The organism is Caulobacter segnis, from assembly GCF_003243465.1.
Taxonomy (GTDB): domain Bacteria; phylum Pseudomonadota; class Alphaproteobacteria; order Caulobacterales; family Caulobacteraceae; genus Caulobacter; species Caulobacter segnis_A.
Genome location: NZ_QFQZ01000051.1, coordinates 1 through 17,515 on the forward strand (window position 1 = coordinate 1; position 17,515 = coordinate 17,515).

14 protein-coding genes and 2 pseudogenes are annotated in these 17,515 nt (G+C 67.5%); 13 read left to right on the forward strand and 3 right to left on the reverse strand.

Going from position 1 to position 17,515, the window contains the following annotated elements; translation table 11 throughout:
* The 11 genes and pseudogenes from DI526_RS15310 to DI526_RS15360 form a co-directional block, all read left to right on the forward strand.
* Positions 1-235, forward strand: a pseudogene (locus DI526_RS15310) (hypothetical protein); the annotation flags it as partial.
* 20 nt (positions 236-255) lie between these two features.
* Positions 256-1,452: an RIP metalloprotease gene (locus DI526_RS15315; protein WP_304279676.1), complete on the forward strand. Its 1,197-nt coding sequence runs from the start codon at positions 256-258 to the stop codon at positions 1,450-1,452.
* A 17-nt stretch (positions 1,453-1,469) separates the two neighbouring features.
* On the forward strand, positions 1,470-3,833 hold the full coding sequence (gene bamA, locus DI526_RS15320; protein ID WP_304279679.1) for an outer membrane protein assembly factor BamA: 2,364 nt from the start codon (positions 1,470-1,472) through the stop codon (positions 3,831-3,833).
* A 2-nt stretch (positions 3,834-3,835) separates the two neighbouring features.
* The gene (locus DI526_RS15325) at positions 3,836-4,477 is read left to right on the forward strand and encodes an OmpH family outer membrane protein (RefSeq protein WP_304279681.1); all 642 of its coding nucleotides are present in this window, start codon (positions 3,836-3,838) and stop codon (positions 4,475-4,477) included.
* A 54-nt stretch (positions 4,478-4,531) separates the two neighbouring features.
* A pseudogene (lpxD, locus tag DI526_RS15330) lies at positions 4,532-5,557 on the forward strand (UDP-3-O-(3-hydroxymyristoyl)glucosamine N-acyltransferase).
* Positions 5,554-6,033 (forward strand): 3-hydroxyacyl-ACP dehydratase FabZ, encoded by a 480-nt coding sequence (fabZ, locus tag DI526_RS15335; RefSeq protein WP_304279684.1) that lies wholly within the window; start codon positions 5,554-5,556, stop codon positions 6,031-6,033. The pseudogene lpxD and the gene fabZ overlap by 4 nt, the downstream one beginning before the upstream one ends.
* Positions 6,030-6,821, forward strand: coding sequence for an acyl-ACP--UDP-N-acetylglucosamine O-acyltransferase (gene lpxA / locus DI526_RS15340; RefSeq protein ID WP_304279688.1), 792 nt, complete (start codon positions 6,030-6,032; stop codon positions 6,819-6,821). The genes fabZ and lpxA overlap by 4 nt, the downstream gene beginning before the upstream one ends.
* 9 nt (positions 6,822-6,830) lie before the next feature.
* Positions 6,831-7,673 carry an LpxI family protein gene (locus DI526_RS15345; RefSeq protein ID WP_304279691.1) on the forward strand — a complete coding sequence of 281 codons (843 nt, stop codon included), beginning with the start codon at positions 6,831-6,833 and terminating at the stop codon, positions 7,671-7,673.
* A complete protein-coding gene (gene lpxB / locus DI526_RS15350) occupies positions 7,670-8,848 on the forward strand; it encodes a lipid-A-disaccharide synthase (protein ID WP_304279694.1) in 1,179 nt (392 codons plus the stop codon). Before DI526_RS15345 ends, lpxB begins: the two co-directional genes overlap by 4 nt.
* A gap of 412 nt (positions 8,849-9,260) precedes the next feature.
* Positions 9,261-10,499 (forward strand): flagellar hook-length control protein FliK, encoded by a 1,239-nt coding sequence (locus tag DI526_RS15355; RefSeq protein ID WP_304279697.1) that lies wholly within the window; start codon positions 9,261-9,263, stop codon positions 10,497-10,499.
* 47 nt (positions 10,500-10,546) lie between these two features.
* Positions 10,547-10,831 (forward strand): EscU/YscU/HrcU family type III secretion system export apparatus switch protein, encoded by a 285-nt coding sequence (locus DI526_RS15360; RefSeq protein WP_304279700.1) that lies wholly within the window; start codon positions 10,547-10,549, stop codon positions 10,829-10,831.
* On the opposite strand, the gene gltA is transcribed toward DI526_RS15360, so the two are convergent.
* Together gltA and gltX are read right to left on the reverse strand one after the other, a co-directional pair.
* Positions 10,828-12,108: a citrate synthase gene (gene gltA, locus DI526_RS15365; protein ID WP_304279702.1), complete on the reverse strand. Its 1,281-nt coding sequence runs from the start codon at positions 12,106-12,108 to the stop codon at positions 10,828-10,830. The two genes, DI526_RS15360 and gltA, sit on opposite strands and share 4 nt — an antisense overlap.
* 67 nt (positions 12,109-12,175) lie before the next feature.
* Positions 12,176-13,588 (reverse strand): glutamate--tRNA ligase, encoded by a 1,413-nt coding sequence (gltX, locus tag DI526_RS15370; RefSeq protein ID WP_304279704.1) that lies wholly within the window; start codon positions 13,586-13,588, stop codon positions 12,176-12,178.
* Positions 13,589-13,774: 186 nt separating this feature from the next.
* On the opposite strand from gltX, the gene DI526_RS15375 reads away from it, so the two are divergent.
* Positions 13,775-15,919, forward strand: a complete 2,145-nt coding sequence (locus DI526_RS15375; protein ID WP_304279756.1) for a ComEC/Rec2 family competence protein — start codon at positions 13,775-13,777, stop codon at positions 15,917-15,919.
* A gap of 29 nt (positions 15,920-15,948) precedes the next feature.
* Positions 15,949-16,716, forward strand: a complete 768-nt coding sequence (locus DI526_RS15380) for an isocitrate lyase/phosphoenolpyruvate mutase family protein (RefSeq protein ID WP_304279708.1) — start codon at positions 15,949-15,951, stop codon at positions 16,714-16,716.
* 78 nt (positions 16,717-16,794) lie between these two features.
* Here DI526_RS15380 and lexA read toward each other — a convergent pair whose 3' ends face one another.
* On the reverse strand, positions 16,795-17,496 hold the full coding sequence (gene lexA, locus DI526_RS15385; protein WP_304279710.1) for a transcriptional repressor LexA: 702 nt from the start codon (positions 17,494-17,496) through the stop codon (positions 16,795-16,797).
* Between the last annotated feature and the right edge of the window lie 19 nt (positions 17,497-17,515).

Below are 17,515 nucleotides of genomic sequence, written 5' to 3' on the forward strand. Positions count from 1 at the left end.
CGCCCGCGGCCTTGGCGATCGCCAGAAGCGCCGGACCGGCGCAGACGAGGCTTTCCTTGACCGCAAGATTGGCTTTCTCGATATTGCCGCGGCGGTGGCGGGAACCCTTGAGCGCATGAACAGTCTTGGTGGGCTCTCCGGGGCGGAAGGTGACGCCGTCGACAATGCGATGATGATTGACGCCAGCGCTCGCCGCATTGCGGCCGAGGTTGTCGCGCAAAAGCATCGGCGCTGATCGGGAGACCCGGCCATTTCATGACCGACGTGCTGTTCTACATCATTCCCACGGTCTTCGTGCTGTCCATCGTGGTGACCATCCACGAGCTTGGCCACTTCTGGGTGGCGCGAGCTTGCGGCGTCGCCATCGACTGCTTCTCGATCGGGTTCGGGCGGGCGCTGGTCTCGTGGCGTGACAAGCAGGGCGTCGAGTGGCGCATCGCGGCCATTCCGCTGGGCGGCTACGTCCGCTTTTCGGGCGACGAGAACGCCGCCAGCGTGCCGGACCAGAACGACCTTTCGGCCATGAAGCGCGCTATCATCGCGCGCGAGGGCGAGGCGGCCGTCAACCGCTACTTCCATTTCAAGCCTGTGTGGCAGCGGGCGCTGATCGCCGTCGCTGGTCCGATGGCGAACTTCGTCCTGGCGATCCTGATCATGGCGGTGTTCCTGGTCGTGATCGGCAACCCGCGCGGCCAGGCCACCGTGCGTCAGGTGCAGCCGAACTCGCCCGCGGCTCAAGCGGGGCTGATGCCCGGCGACATCCTGCTGAAGGCTGACAAGACGCCGATCCGAGGGGCTGGCGACGTCAGCGCCTACATCTCCCTGCGCGCCAGGATGCCTGTCGATCTGACGATCGAGCGGGCGGGGCGCGTCCAGCACGTCACCGTCGTTCCCGCCCTCTCCGAAAGCCGCGACGACATCCGCGGCCGGATCAAGGAAGGCCGCATGGGCGTGGTGCTGGGCAGCGTCTCGCGCCTCGAGAAATCCAGCCTCCTGACCGCCATTCCCGACGCCACCGTTGAGGTCTGGAGCATGATCAAGACGATCGGCTTCTATCTCGGACGATTGGTGACGGGCCAGCTGCCCGCCGATCAGATCAGCGGCATCATCGGCATCGGCCACACGGCCGGCGCCGTCACCAAGGCCAGCGCCGCCGGCGCGCCGGACATGGCGACCATGGCGCTTCGCGTCTTCGTCTCGTCGATGCTGTTGATCGCCAGCCTGTCGGTCAGCATAGGCTTCATGAACCTGCTGCCGATCCCCGTCCTGGATGGCGGCCACCTGCTGATGTACGCCTATGAGGCGGTCGCCCGTCGACCCTTGCGGGCGGACTTTCAGGCGGCCGGTTTCCGCGCGGGGCTTGCCTTGATCCTGGGTTTCATGCTGTTCGCGGCGTGGAACGACCTCAACCGCTACGACGTGTTCAAATTCATCGGCGGCCTGTTCACGTGAACGCCCGCCCTCCGTCCATGATTGGTCAAATGAACAGATTCCGCGCCCAAAGCGCCGCGTTCGCCACGGGTATGGCGCTGCTCCTCGGCTCGACGGCCCTGGTGGCTCCGCATCAGGCCTTCGCCCAGGCCGCCCAGACCGGGGTGGTGCAGCGTATCGTGGTGCAGGGCAATGAGCGGATCGAGCAGGGCACGGTGCTGTCCTACCTGCCGATCCAGCCGGGCGACACGGTCGATTCGCAGCGCCTCGACCTGGCGCTGAAGACCCTGGCGCGCACGGATCTGTTCGCCGACGTCAAGATCGACATGCAAGGCGGCGACCTCGTGGTGAAGGTCGTCGAAAACCCGATCATCAACCAGGTGGTCTTCGAGGGGAATTCCTCGCTCAAGGAGGACAAGCTCAAGGACGAGGTCCAGATCCGTCCGCGCGGCATCTTCACCCGCGCCAAGGTGCAGGCCGACGTCCAGCGCATCATCGAACTCTATCGTCGTTCGGGCCGCATCTCCGCGACCGTGACGCCGAAGGTGGTCGAACTGCCGCAGAAGCGCGTCGACCTGGTGTTCGAGATCAGCGAAGGCCCCAAGAGCGGCGTGCTGGGGATCAACTTCCTGGGTAATTCCGAGTTCTCGGACAACGACCTGCGCGACGTCATCGTCACCAAGGAAAGCCGCTGGTACAAGATCCTGACCAGCAACGACAACTACGACCCCGATCGGATCGAATACGATCGCGAGCAACTGCGGAAGTTCTACCGCAACCGCGGCTATTTCGACTTCCGCGTCATCTCGTCGGTCGCCGAGCTGGCGCCGGACAAGAACGGCTTCGCGGTCAGCTACACGCTGGATGAAGGTCCGAAGTACAAGTTCGGCAAGGTCACGGTCGAAACCGAGCTGAAGAAGCTGGACGGCAACCTGCTGGCCCAGATCCTGCCGATCCGCGCCGGTCAGCTGTACGAAGACGAGAAGATCGAGCAGGCCACTGACGCCCTGACTTTCGCGGCCGGCGCCGCCGGCTTCGCCTTCGTCGACGTGCGTCCGCGCTACGTGCCCAACCGCGAGACCAAGACCGTCGACGTGGTCTTCCAGGTCCGTGAAGGGCCGCGTGTCTATGTTGATCGCATCGACATCGTTGGCAACACCCGCACGCTCGACTACGTCCTGCGCCGCGAGCTGGAAGTCGCCGAGGGCGACGCCTACAACCGCGTGCTGGTCGACCGTTCCAAGAACAACATCCGTCGCCTGGGCTTCTTCAAGGAAGTCGATATCGACGACACCCCCGGCTCGGCGCCGGACCGCACGAACCTGCGCGTGAAGGTGGAAGAGCAGCCCACCGGCGAGCTCTCGTTCAGCGCGGGCTACAGCTCGGTCGACAAGCTGGTGCTGGACGTCGGCATCACCGAGCGGAACTTCCGCGGTCGCGGCCAGAACTTCCGGGCCCGCGCCTCGGTCGGTTCGCTGCGCCAGCAGGTCGATTTCGGCTTCTCCGAGCCGCGCTTCCTGGGCCGCAATCTCGTGGCCGGCGTGAACCTCTACACCTTCCGCTATGACCTGTCGGACTACGCGGCCTACGACACCAAGTCGGTCGGCGGCGATGTGCGTTTCGGCTTCCCGCTGACCAACGACGCCTCGATGAGCCTGCGCTACACGGTTCGCCAGGACGACGTCAGCGTCGCCGACAGCCTCTGCACCAGCGGCTCGGTCTCGCAGATCCTCTGCCTGCAACGCGGCGCCTACATCACCTCGATGATCGGCTATGGCCTGCGCATCGACAAGCGCAACGACCCGATCAACCCGACCCGCGGCTGGTTCGCGGATCTGAATCAGGACCTGGCCGGCATCGGCGGCGACGTGAAGTACCTGAAGACCGAAGCCGACGCCGGCTGGTACTGGGGCTTCACCAAGGACCTGGTGTTCAGCGCCACCGGCTCTTTCGGCTATATCCAGGGCTGGGGCGGCGACAACGTCCGCATCAACGACCGCTTCTATCGCGGCGGCACCTCGTTCCGCGGCTTCGAGATCGCAGGCATCGGCCCGCGCGACATCTCGAGCACGAACAACTCGATGGGCGCGAAGCTCTACGCCATCAGCACCTTCGAGCTGACCATCCCGACCTTCCTGCCCGAGCAGTACGGCATCAAGGCCGCCCTGTTCAGCGACGTGGGTACGGCGGGTCTGCTGGACGATGTGGATCGTCAGAAGTCGCCTGGCGTCTTCGATCCCAACATCAAGGATAACCTCGGCCTGCGTGCCTCGGCCGGTATCTCGATCGACTGGAAATCCCCCATGGGGCCCATTCGATTCGATATCAGCCGTATTTTGGCCAAGGAAAGCTACGACCGAACCGAAACGTTCCGGTTCTCCACCTCCACAAGGTTCCAATAGACATGTCCAAGTTCCTGTCCGCGGCCGCCTCCAGCGTTGTCGCCCTCGCCATCGCGACCAGCGCCTCGGCCCAGACGGCTCCCGCCGCCGCGGCCCCCGCGGCTCCGGCCGTGACCCACGGTCCGGCCCTGCCGGGCGTCTGCATCTTCTCCGACAAGCGCGCTGTCGGCCAATCGCTGGTCGGCAAGGCGGTCGACGCGCGCCTGAAGACCATCGCCCAGCAGGTGCAAGCCGAGCTGAACGGCGAGCGCAGCGCGCTTGAAACCGAAGCCAAGGCGCTCGAAGCCAAGCGGGCCACCCTGGCCCAGGACGCCCAGGAGCAGCAAGGCGCCGCCCTGCAGGTCAAGGCCAACGCCTGGCAGCGCAAGGCCCAGCTGCGCCAAAAGGAATATGAAGCGACCGAGCAAAAGGCGCTGTCGCGGGTCTATCAAGAGCTGAACACGCCCATCACCCAAGTGTATCAGGCGCAGAAGTGCAGCATCCTGCTGGACCGCGAGTCCGTGATGTTCGCCAACCCGGCGATGGACATCACCGACGCCGTCGTCACCGCCCTGGACGCCCGCATCAAGACGCTGACCTTCGATCGTGAACGCCTGGACCAGCAGGTCCCGGGCGCTCAAGCTCTGCAGCCGTCCAATAAGTAAGCGAATCGTCTCCTTTGGGGTTACCTAAGGGAATCGTATTCGCCGTGAGGAGCCATGCCGGACCCGCGTTTCTTCGATAGCCTGGGTCCGGCATCGCTTTCCGAGTTGGCCCGGGCCGGCGCCGCCGAACTGGCGGACGCGGCCCTGGGCGACCGCCAGATCGCCCACGTCGCGCCGCTCGACGCCGCCGCCCCCCAGGCGATCACTTTCTTCTCCGACGCCAAGCGCAAGGACGCCGCCGCCGCGACCGGCGCGGGCGCATGCTTTGTGCGGCCGGAGCATCGTGATTTTCTTCCGGCCACCTGCGCCGCGCTGATCACCCGGCATCCTCAGGCGGCATGGGCGGCGGCGGCGGCACGCCTCCACGAGCCCCTTCGGCACGAGCCGGCGTCCAGCCCTCTGCATGGCGAAGCCATCCTTGAGGACGGTGTTCGGCTGTCGCCCGGCGTGACGGTGGGGCGAGGCGCTCGCATCGGGCGCGGAACGCGGATCGCGCCCGGCGCCGTGATCGGCCCCGGAGTCGTCATCGGCCGCGACTGCATGATCGGACCCAATGCGGTCATCGGCTTTGCGCTGATCGGCGACCGCGTGTCCATTTCCGCCGGGGCCGTGATCGGCGAGGCGGGCTTTGGCGCAGCGCTGGGGCCCAGAGGCATGGTCGATCTGCCCCAGCTAGGGCGGGTGATCATCCAGGACAATGTCACGATCGGCGCCAACAGCTGCGTCGATCGCGGCGCATTTTCGGATACGACGATCGGCGAGAACACCAAGATCGACAATCTGGTCCACGTCGCTCACAACGTCCGTATCGGGCGTAACTGAGTATTGGCCGCGTTTACCGGCATCTCCGGCAGCACGACGGTGGGCGACGGCGTCGCCTTCGGCGGCAAGGCCGGCGTGGCCGACCATTTGAATATCGGCTCGGGTGCGAGCATCGGGGCGGCCGCCTCGGTGTTCAAGGACGTGCCGAAAGGTGAAACTTGGACGGGATTCCCGGCGCGACCGCTGAAGCGGTGGCTGCGGGAGACCGCCTGGCTGTCGCGCAAGGCGGGCGGCCGAGTGACAAGGGGCGACGAATGAGCCAGACCACTGAACAAGCGGCGTCGATCGATATCGACATCGCCGAAATCCTGGCGCGCATTCCGCACCGCTACCCGTTCCTGCTGGTCGATCGCGCCGAGGACTATAACGCCCACAAGTCGATCGTCGGCATCAAGTGCGTGACGGTCAACGAGCCGTTCTTCCAGGGTCACTTCCCCGGCAATCCGGTGATGCCCGGCGTGCTGATCATCGAGGCCCTGGCCCAGACGGGCGCGGTGCTGATGAGCAAGTCTCTGGAAGTCGACACCGAGGGCAAGACGATCTTCTTCATGTCGGTCGACAACGCCCGCTTCCGCACGCCGGTCCGTCCGGGCGACGTGCTGCGGATGGAAGTCGAGGTGCTGCGCGCCCGCTCGTCGATCTTCAAGTTCAAGGGCGTCGCCAAGGTTGGCGACAAGGTGGCCGCCGAGGTCGAGTTCGCCGCCATGGTGGTCGAGACGGGACCCAAGGCATGACGATCCATCCCACCGCGCTGGTCGCGCCCGAGGCCAAGATCGCGTCGGATGTCGAGATCGGCCCCTACAGCATCGTCGGCCCCGATGTGACCCTGAACGCGGGCGTTCACCTGCTGTCGCACGTCGTCGTCGAAGGCGCGACGACGCTTGGCGAGGGCTGCGTCGTGCATCCGTTCGCTAACCTTGGCGGTCCGCCTCAGCACCTGGGGCACAAGGGCGAGCGCACCGAACTGGTCATCGGCCCTCGCAACATCATTCGCGAGCACGTGACCATGCACACCGGCACGGCCTCGGGGAAGGGCGTGACCACGATCGGATCGGACGGCCTCTACATGGTCGGCTCGCACGTCGCCCACGACTGCACCGTCGGGGACTTCGTCGTGCTCGCCAAGGGCGCGACCCTGGGTGGCCATGTCGCGATCGGCGACTACGTGTTCATGGGCGGCCTGGCCGCCGCGCACCAGTTCTCGCGCATCGGCCGCTACAGCTTCATCGGCGGCCTGGCGGCCGTGACTAAGGACGTGATCCCGTACGGCTCGGTCTGGGGCAACCACGCCCACCTCGAGGGCCTGAATCTGGTCGGCCTTAAACGTCGCGCCTTCTCGCGCGAGACCATCAACGCGCTGCGTGCAGCCTACCGCCTGTTGTTCGCGGACGAAGGCACCTTCCAGGAGCGCCTGGAGGATGTGGCCGAAATCCACGCCGGCAACCCCGAGGTGATGGAAATCGTCGACTTCATCCGCGCCGACGCCAACCGCCCCCTGTGCCTGCCCGAGCGGGAAGTTTAGGCTCACGACATGCGTAAGCTGGGTCTGATCGCCGGCGGCGGGGCGCTGCCCGTCGAGCTCGCCGCCCGTTGCGAGGCGGCGGGACGGTCTTTCGCGGTCATGCGGCTTAAGAGCTTCGCCGACCCCGCCCTGGCTCGCTATCCGGGCATCGATGTCGGGCTCGGCGAGTTCGGCAAGGTGTTCAAGGCGTTGAAGGCCGCGGGCTGCGAGGTCGTCTGCTTCGCCGGCGATGTGAAGCGACCGGATTTCGCGACCCTCATGCCGGACGCCCGCGGCCTCAAGGTCGTGCCGGGCCTGATCATGGCCGCGCGCCAGGGCGATGACGCCCTTCTGCGCCGCGTGCTGGACGAGTTCGAGAAGGAAGGCTTCGAGATCGAAGGCGCGCACGAGGTCGTCGGTGAGATGACCCTGCCGCTGGGCCGTCTGGGCCGCTTCTACCCTAGCGCCGAGCATATGGCCGACATCGACAAGGCCCTGATGGTCGCGCGCGAGATCGGCCGGTTGGACGTTGGGCAGGGCGCTGTCGTCTGCGACGGCCTCGTGCTGGCCGTGGAGGCCCAGGAAGGCACCGACGCCATGCTCCGGCGGGTCGCAGACCTGCCTCAGGCCATCCGGGGGTGCGCCGAACGTCCACGCGGCGTGCTGGCCAAGGCGCCCAAGCCGATCCAGGAGACCAAGGTCGACCTGCCGACCATCGGCGTCGCCACGCTGCAGCGCGCCGCGCGGGCGGGGCTGGCCGGCGTCGTCGGCGAGGCTGGCCGTCTCTTGGTCGTGGATCGCGACGCCGTCGTCGCGGCGGCGGATGAGTTGGGTCTCTTCGTGCTGGGGGTCGATCCACGAGGCGACGCGTGACCGCTCCCCTGAAGGTCATGCTGGTGGCGGCCGAGGCTTCGGGCGACGCGCTCGGCGCGTCCCTGGCCAAGGCCTTGCGAGCCCGTCTCGGCGACCGCGTGACCTTTGTTGGCGTCGGCGGCGTGAAGATGGCCGAGCAGGGGATCAAGAGCCCGTTCGACATCGCCCAGCTGTCGATCCTGGGCATCTGGGAAGGGCTAAAGGCCTATCCGACGGTCAAGGCGCGGCTCAACGACACCGTGGCGCTCGCGGTCCGCGAAAAGCCGGATGTCGCGGTGCTGATCGACAGCTGGGGCTTCAACATCCGGCTGGCGAAGCTCCTCAGGAAAGCCGATCCCGGCATCGCGCTGGTGAAGTACGTGGCCCCGCAGGTCTGGGCCTATCACGCTGCTCGCGCGCGCACCTTGGCGAAAGCGGTCGATCTGCTGCTGTCGATCCAGCCCATGGACAAGGCCTATTTCGACGCCGCCGGTCTTCAGAACGTCTTCGTCGGCAACTCGGCGCTGGCCAAGCGCTTCGACAAGGCTGACGCGCAACGTCTTCGCGCCGCCATCGGGCTGGGCGAAGACGAGCCGATGCTTTTGGTCCTGCCGGGCAGCCGCCCGTCCGAGATCGAGCGGGTCATGCCTGCGTTCGAGGACGCCGTGCATCGTCTGAAGGCCGATCGCCCGGACTTGACCGTGGTCGTGCCCGCCGCCTACACCGTCGCCGAGGCCGTTAAGGCCCGGGTCGCGGGCTGGCCCTTCCGCGCCCACGTGGTCGAGGACGAGCAGCTCAAGGACGACGCCTTTGTCGCCGGTGATGTCGCGCTGGCCTGCAGCGGCACCGTGACCACGGAGCTGGCGCTGGCCGGTCGTCCCATGGTCGTCGGATACAAGACCGGCGCGGTCACCTACGCCATTCTCAAGCGCCTGATGAAGCCGCGCTGGATCACCTTGTTCAACATCGCGGCCGGCCGGGCCGTCGCCCCGGAGTTCATCCAGGACGCTTGCGAAGGCGAAAGCTTGGCGCGCGCGGTCGGCGCCTTGCTTGACGATCCAGAGCGTCGAGTCCGCCAGACATCCGAGCAGTACGAGGCGCTCGACAAGATGGGGCGCGGCATGCCCGATCCATCCGAGGCGGCTGCGACCGCGATGATCGATTTCTTGAGCCGGCGCGGCGCACTGCAAGGTTAATCCTCGGTTTACGTCCGAGTCTTAATCTCTGGACAACGTCCCTCACGGAGCCGGCGTCGTGGCCATAAACCCGACCGCGCCCCTGACCCCGATCTCTCCCGCCGCGCCGCCCGGGAGCCAGCCGCATTCGGTCGTTCTGCAGGCCGTAGCACGCGCCGCCCTCGCGAACGTGACCCACGCCTTAGGCGAGCCTGTGGGCGCTCCGACCGCGGGTGAGTCTCGTGAGGGCGTCGAGCTCGCCGACAAGGCGGGCGATCGGGACGCCGGACGCGCCATGGTCGCTGGCCCCGCGCGTGACAGCGGCTCAGACGCCTGGGCTGCGCGGCCTCCGTCGACGGAAACACGGCTAATGCGGGCCGTTCGTATCGCGGCCGCGGAGGCGGTTCCAAGGCAGGCAGGCTTGGCGCCGCTGATGGCTGACGTCGCCGCCATGCTCGAACATCCTGAAACGCCTCTCGAGGTGCGAAGCGTCGGTGAGGCTCTGCTGGCGCGGATTCCGCGCGCGGCTGAGATGTCGACAGCCCAGGGGCTCAGGACGGCGGTCGAGCAGTCTGGCGTGTTCCTCGAGGCGCGCTTGGCCAGAGGCGCGCAGTCTGGGCCCGATGGAGAGCCCTTGGCCGGGAGTCCTGAAACCGACCTCAAGGCCGGGTTGCTGGTGTTCAAGGATGCCCTGAGCGGCTGGCTGGCGCGCACGGCGCTCACCCCGCTGACGCCAGCGCGATCGATGGAGAGCCTGCATCGTCCGCCATCGGAGCCCCTGGGCGCCGACCTGCTCTCCGAGGCGTCCCCTCCAGCAGGGACGACCCCGCGGTGGGGCGAGCGCGATGCGGATGTATCCGGCGCTCACGCGCGCTCCGCCGGGCCGTCGACGAACGACGATGACGCGGTCGAACCGCGCTTCGCCGCCTTCATCGCCCCTTCTAAGGCTGCGCCGTCTGCAGAGTCCGCCAGGCCCGCGTCTTCAGCGCTCGGTTTGCTAGACTTGGCGCAGGGGTCTCCTGCGAACAACCGGCCAGCGCTCGCGCCGCTGGCCGTCCGAGGCTATGGCGGGGCGTCTATCGAGCCGCAGAAGCCCTCGACACCGCCGCCGCCGTTCGCAGACGGGCCGATGGCGGGGCAGCGGCCGACGCCTTCCCAGCTTCCGGCCGGGGCCTCGTCCGAGGAGATCGTGCGTCGTCTCCTTAAGGGTGTCAGCGCCGCTCTTTCCCGCCAGGTACTGATGCAGATCGCCTCGCTGCGCGAGGTCCATCAGGACCCGGAGACCGGCGAGTCGCGGACCCCGTCGGCGCGCCTGAACCTGGACCTGCCGTTCGTGACGCCGCAGGGCGTCGCCGTGGCTCAGTTCGAGATCACCCGCGACGGCGGCGGGCCGGCCACCGGCTCGGCCGAACGCACCTATCGCGTCCGGTTCTCGATCGATGTCGAACCGTTGGGACCAGTCCATGCGCTAATCACGCTGGCGGGCAAGCGAGCGCGCGTGTCCCTCTGGGCAGCGCGGTCCGAGATCGTCGCCAGCCTGCGTGCGAGCCAGGAGAGCCTGGGCGCAGCGCTTCGTCAGGCGCAACTGACACCGGAGATCGCCATTCATTCGGGCCCGCCCCCCGTCAAGGACGCTGGCGCCCTTGGTCACTTCGTGGATCAGGCTTCATGACCGGCATATCTGGAGCCAGCGCCCGTCCGCGTATCGCGGTCGCCCCCTTGCACGAGGACCCGAGCGCTCCCCGCGCGATTGCTTCCGCATTGGGCGGCGCCGGCGAGAAGATCATTGAGACGGCTCGCCAGCGCGGCGTAAAGATCGAGGAGGATCCGGTGCTGGCGCAGGCGCTGGCGACCGTCGATATGGACGAGGAGATCCCTGAGGCCCTCTATCGCGCTGTCGCCGAGGTTATGGGCTTCTTGCTCAATCGCCGAGACGGGACGCGCGGAAACGAAAAAGGCCCCGCCGAAGCGGGGCCTGATCTAGCTCCTGACCGCAGCGCTTAGCGCTTTTCGACCGGGATGTAATCGCGCTGGGTGGCGCCGGTGTAGAGCTGACGCGGACGACCGATCTTGCGGGTCGGATCCTCGAACATTTCCTTCCATTGGCTGATCCAGCCCACGGTGCGGGCCAGTGCGAACAGCACGGTGAACATGTTGGTCGGGAAGCCCATCGCGCGCAGGGTGATGCCCGAGTAGAAGTCGATGTTCGGGTACAGCTTGCGATCGACGAAGTACGGGTCGTTCAGGGCGACCTTTTCCAGTTCCTGGGCGACGTTCAGCAGCGGGTCGTTGTTGTGACCCAGCTGACCCAGCACTTCGTGCGCGGTCTTCTGCATGACCTTCGCGCGCGGGTCGAAGTTCTTGTACACGCGGTGGCCGAAGCCCATCAGCTTGTACTTCCGGTCCTTCACGCCCTGGACGTAGTCCTTGATGTTGTCGACCGAACCGATGGTCTCCAGCATCTCCAGCGCTTCCTGGTTGGCGCCGCCATGCGACGGGCCCCACAGGCAGGCGATGCCGGCGGCGATGCAGGCGAACGGGTGCGCGCCCGACGAACCGGCCAGGCGGACCGTCGAGGTCGAGGCGTTCTGCTCGTGGTCGGCGTGCAGGATGAAAATTCGGTCCATGGCGCGGGTCAGCACCGGGTTCGGCTTCCAGTCCTCGGCCGGCACGGCGAAGCACATGCGCAGGAAGTTTTCCGAGTACGACAGGTCGTTGCGCGGCGACACGAACGGCTGACCGACCGTGTACTTGTAGGCGCGGGCGGCGATCGTCGGCATCTTGGCGATCAGGCGATGGGCGCTGATCTCGCGCTCACGGGCGTCGTCGACGTTCATGCTGTCGGCGTAGAAGGCCGACAGGGCGCCCACGGCGCCGGTCATCACGGCCATCGGGTGGGCGTCGCGGCGGAAGCCCTCGAAGAACCGGTCGAACTGCGCGTGCAGCATCGTGTGGTAGGTGATGTTGTGCTCGAACTTGGCGAACTCGTCCGCCTTGGGCAGTTCGCCGTTCAGCAGCAGGTAGCAGACCTCGAGGAACGACGAGTTCTCGGCCAGCTGGTCGATCGGATAGCCGCGGTGCAGCAAAACGCCAGCGTCGCCGTCGATATAGGTGATCTTGCTTTCGCAGGACGCCGTCGAGGTGAAGCCCGGATCGAAGGTGAAGTGGTCGCTTTCGCCGTAGATCTTTCGGACGTCGAGGACGTCCGGACCCGTGCTGCCCTTGAGGATCGGCAGGTCGTAGCTCTTGTCGCCGATCGTCAGCGTGGCTTTATCGGTCATACTTAGACCCCTTTGTAAATTGGAACGAGCAGTCCAACCTTCGTTTTCGCAGGTGCGTTATAGCGCCTCATGCGCGCGGCGCCAGGGCGTCGTCAAGTCGTCCCAAGCTCTCTTCCCGAGAGAGGGCGGCCATCGTCTTGTTCAGATCCGGCGCCGGCGCGCCGCCGGTCAGGATTCCGCGTAGGGCGGGGCCGAACTTGCCGAAGCCGACGCCTTCGGATTCCGCGAACGATTTCAACACGGTCTCCAGCGTGGCGGCGTCGAAGGCCGTCGCTGCGGCCAGTTGGTCGCGCAAGCGCTTCAGCCGCTCGACGGTTTCTTCCGTCAGCTGCTTCTGCGTCTTTTCGTCCAAGGCCAGAGGTCGGACTTTCAGTGCAAACGCACAGTGATCGACCAGCTCCAGGATGGTCTTGGCGCCCTCCTTCACTTCCGGAACCGTGCGGGCGATGCGCTCGCGGGCGTCGGCGGGGAGGGGCCCCTCGCGCTTCTCGGCGGCGGCCAGGGCGAGCGCCGTCAGGCGAGCGTCGTCAGCCTTGCGCAGGTGCTGGGCGTTGATGTGATTCAGCTTGGCCCAGTCCAGCCGCGCGGGCGCCTTGACCACGTCGGCCACGTCGAACCAGCTGATCGCCTGCTCGTCGTTGAAGACTTCGTCGTCGCCATGGCCCCAGCCCAGACGCGCCAGGTAGTTGCGCATGCCTTCGGGGATATAGCCGAGATCCGCGAACTCGCCGACCGCCTGGGCGCCATGGCGCTTGGAGAGCTTGGCGCCATCGGGCCCGTGGATCAGCGGGATATGGGCGAAGGCCGGCACGGCCCAGTCCATCGCCTGATAGATCAGGGTCTGGCGCGCAGCGTTGTTCAGGTGGTCGTCGCCACGGATGACGTGGGTGACGCCCATGTCGTGGTCGTCGACCACCACAGCGAGGTTGTAGGTCGGGGCGCCGTCGGCGCGCAGCAGCACGAGGTCGTCCAGCTCGATGTTGCGGAAGGTCACCGGGCCCTTGACCATGTCGTCGACGAGGGTCTCGCCGTCCAGCGGGCCCTTGAAGCGGATCACGTGCGGGACCGACAGGTCGCCCTCGGGCGCGTCGCGCCACGGCGAGCGGATGGCCTTGCCTTCGGCGCGGGCTTTCTCGCGGGCGACTTCCAGTTCCTCTACGGTCATCCAGCAGCGATAGGCGCGGCCCTTGGCGAGCAGCTCATGCACGACCTCGACGTGGCGCGGGGCGCGGGTGTGCTGGAAGATCACCTCGTCGTCGGACTTCAGGCCCAGCCAGTCCAGGCCCTCGAAGATCGCGGCCACCGCGGCCTCGGTCGATCGCTCTCGATCGGTGTCTTCCACGCGAATAAGGAACTTCCCTCCCGTATGACGTGCATATAACCAGTTGAACAGCGCCGTGCGGGCGCCGCCGATATGCAGGAAACCGGTGGGCGAGGGGGCGAAGCGCGTGACGACGCCGGTAGGGATTGGGTTCGACATGGACTTCAAGGCTGCAAGGCTGGACGCCAGGGCGGCGTCGGAAAACGCGAGCCGCGACGCGGCTTGGCTGCGGCGTCTTAGCATGGCGGTTCGCGCGCGGCCTAGCGGTTTCGCGCGCCGCGGCGAAGTTGGCCAAGCTGTCAAAAATCCCGTGGTTTCCGCGTGTTAGGGGAGGAAGCTGTCGATATCTCGAAAGCGCCGACGGCGAAGCGGCTCTCGATCCGCGCGCTAGCGACGCTGGGTGTCGCCGAACTGCGCGAGAACGAGGCCCGAGCGTTCCTCTGGGCGCCTGTGGCGTTCGGCTTGGGCGCGGCGGCCTATCTGGAGGCTGGGCGCGAGCCCTCCTTGTGGATGCTTGCGGTCATCGCCGTGGCGCTCATAGGCGCGTGGTGGGCGCTTCGTCACCGAGGGGCGTCGACGCTGGTCGTCGCCGTGGCGAGCCTGGCCGCCTTCGGCGCCGCAGGCGCCTTGGCCGCCAAGGTGCGCAGCGATCGGGTCGCCGCGCCGGTCATGGGCGGAGAGCGCATCGTTCGGCGCGTGGACGGTTTTGTCGTCGATGTGGTCAGTCCGGGCGCTGGCGGGCCCCGTCTGCTGATCGCGCCGGTTTCGATCTCGGGTCTGTCGGCGGAGCGAACCCCCAGGCGGATCCGGGTGACGATCGGCGAAAACGAGACCCCCGCGCCTGGGGACGCGATCCATCTCAAGGCGATGCTGGGGCAGCCGCCGCCGCCGGCCGCGCCAGGAGCTTACGATTTCGCGCGAGACGCCTGGTTCGACTCGATCGGCGGCGTCGGCTTCGCGATCGGAGAAGTCGCGCCCGCGCGGCTGGACCCGCCGCCGCTTCGTCTGCGGATCGTCATGGCGGTGAACGCCCTGCGCTGGAGCCTCGCCCAAAGGATCCTGGTCCGGATGGGGCCGAGCAGCGGCGGTATCGGCGCGGCCATGGTGACCGGCCACGAGGCTTGGATCACCCAGGAACAGACCGACGCGATGCGGGCTTCGGGGCTGGCGCATATCCTGTCGATCTCGGGCCTGCATATGGCGATCGTCGGGGGCTTTGTGTTCGGCGCGGTGCGTCTGGGCGTCGCCGCCTGGCCGTGGCTGGCGCTGCGCGCGCCCGGCAAGAAGATCGCGGCCGTCGCCGGTCTCATCGCGGTGCTCGGCTACCTGGTGATCTCCGGCGCGCCGCCGCCGGCCGAGCGCGCCGCGATCACGGCCAGCGTCGCTTTCCTGGCCATCCTCTTCGACCGCCGCGCCATCACGCTGCATGGCTTGGCGGTGGCGGCGCTGCTGATCCTCGCCTTGAAGCCGGAGACGGCGGGCGAGCCCGGCTTCCAGATGTCGTTCGCGGCGACCGCGGCCCTGGTCGCCCTGGCGGAAGGCTGGCCGCGCCCGGTCAAGGAGATCTCGACGCCGTGGTGGATCCGCTGGCCGCAGGCCGGAATCACCTGGCTGGCGGCCAGCGTCGCCGCGAGTCTGGTGGCGGGCCTGGCCACCGCGCCGTTCGCCATGCAGCACTTCAACCGGGTCGCCGTGTGGGGACTGCCCGCCAACCTCGCCGTCGCGCCGCTGTCCTCTTTCGTGATCATGCCTTTCCTGGCCATCGGGACGCTGCTGGAGCCGTTCGGCCTTGGCGCGCCGTTTCTGGCAGTGGCCGGCCGGGGCGTGGATGCGATGATCGCCATCGCCAATGGCTTCGCCGACGCCCACGGGGCCCAGCAGATCGTGGCCAGCGCGCCGCCGCAGGTGCTGGTCATCGCCTTTCTGGGGCTGATGCTGCTGTGCCTGTGGAAGGGTCGCTTGCGGTGGCTGGGCGCGCCGATGGCTCTCGCCGTGGCGCTTTGGCCCAGACCCGCGCCGCCCGACGCCTGGATCGCCGCCGACGGGGCTACGGCGGCGGTGCGGTCCGGCGACGCGGCCGTCCTGCTGCGCACCGACGCCAAGCGGTTCGGGGCGGAGTTATGGGCTCGCCGAAGAGGCCTGACGCCGGCGACCTGGAACCTCTACGCCTGCGACCAGCGGGTCTGCGCGCCGGCCTTGGGCGCGCCCGTCCGACTGTCCCTGGCCTGGAGCCGCAAGACACCGGACGCCGAAACCTTGTCAGGCCTGTGCGTCAACAGCGAGGTCGTGGTGATCCGGGCGGCCGCGCCGGAACGCATTCCGCCGCTCTGCGCCGATACCGTCCTACTCACGGCGGAGGACTTCGCCCGCGGCGGGGCGGCGGAGCTCTATCACCGAGCCGATGGCTGGAGGATCGCGTGGGCCCAGCCCTTGCGCGGCGATCGTCCCTGGAGCCGCCTGCTGACAGCGGATGACGTCGAAGGCCGCTAGGTGTTGGTGGAAAGCCTGGAGATCTCGCCATGTCCAATCCCTTCGCCGCCCGCCGCGCCGCCTTTCGCGCCCTGCACGCCGAGGGCTGTTTCGTCCTGCCCAATCCGTGGGACGTAGGGAGCGCGCGTCGGTTGGAGAAGTTGGGATTCAAGGCCCTGGCCTCGACCAGCGCGGGCGCGGCTTGGGGCTTGGGCAAGGATGACGGCCAGATCACCCGGGACGAGGTGATCGCTCACCTGCGCATGCTGTGCGCGGCGACAGACCTGCCGGTGAACGCCGACTTAGAGAACGGCTTTTCCGAGACGGCGGAGGGCGTCTCCGAGACTGTGGGGCTCGCGATCGGGGCCGGCGTGGCGGGCCTGTCGATCGAGGATTGGTCCGGCTCGGCGATCTACGACCTGCCAACGGCCGTGGAGCGCCTCAAGGCGGCTCGTCAGGCGATTGATGCTTCTGGTGAGGACGTGATCCTCGTCGGACGCGCGGAAGGCTATCTGCGCGGTGCGCGGGATCTGGATCAGATCCTGGAGCGCCTGAGGGCCTATGCCGAGGCCGGCGCGGACTGCCTCTATGCGCCGGCGGTCACCGATCCAGAGGAGATCAGGGCTGTCGTCGAAGCGGTGTCACCCAAGCCCGTGAACGTTCTGCTGTGGGGACCGGACATGACGGTCGACAGCCTCGCCGCCCTAGGCGTGCGCCGGGTCAGCACCGGCGGGAGCCTGGCCGCCGCCGCGTGGGCCGGTTTTGACGCGGCCGCAAAGCGTCTGGCGGAGGAGGGGCGTCTCCAGCCGGCGCGCTGATACGAAAAGGCCCCGATCCTCGCTGGAGGTCGGGGCCTTCCAATTCCGAGGGCTCTCCAGCTTCCGCTAGAGCAGAGCCTAGTGATAGCGGCGGATCAGACCCACCAGCTTGCCCTGCACCTCGACCTGGTCGGGGCCGAAAATGCGGGTCTCGTACTTCGGGTTGGCCGCTTCCAGGGCGATCGAGCCGCCCTTCTTGCGCAGGCGCTTGAGGGTGGCTTCCTCGCCGACCAGGGCGACGACGATCTCGCCCGAGGTGGCGGTGTCGCCCTTCTTGATGATCACGTAGTCGCCGTCCAGGATGCCAGCCTCGATCATCGAGTCCCCTTGGACCTCAAGAACGTAGTGCTCGCCGTTGCCCAGCATGGCTTCCGGCACCGGCAGGCGCTCGCGCTCGTGCTGGATGGCGTCGATCGGCGTGCCGGCGGCGATGCGGCCCAGGATCGGCAGTTCGCGGCTGTCGTTGGCGGCCGGAGCGGGCGCGGCGGCCGGCGGCGCGCCGCCGCCCTCGAACACCTGCGGACGGAACGCGCCGCGGCCCTTGGGCGGAGCGGCGGTCGTCGCCTGCTGCGGCAGCTTCACCACCTCCAGAGCGCGGGCCCTGTGGGCCAGGCGACGGATGAAGCCGCGCTCCTCCAGCGCCGTGATCAGGCGGTGGATGCCGGACTTGGACGCCAGGTCGAGCGCCTCCTTCATCTCGTCGAAGGATGGGGAGACGCCGGTCTCCTTGATCCGCTCGTGGATGAACATCAGCAGTTCGTGCTGCTTGCGGGTGAGCATGTCGACCTCGGCTGGAGCG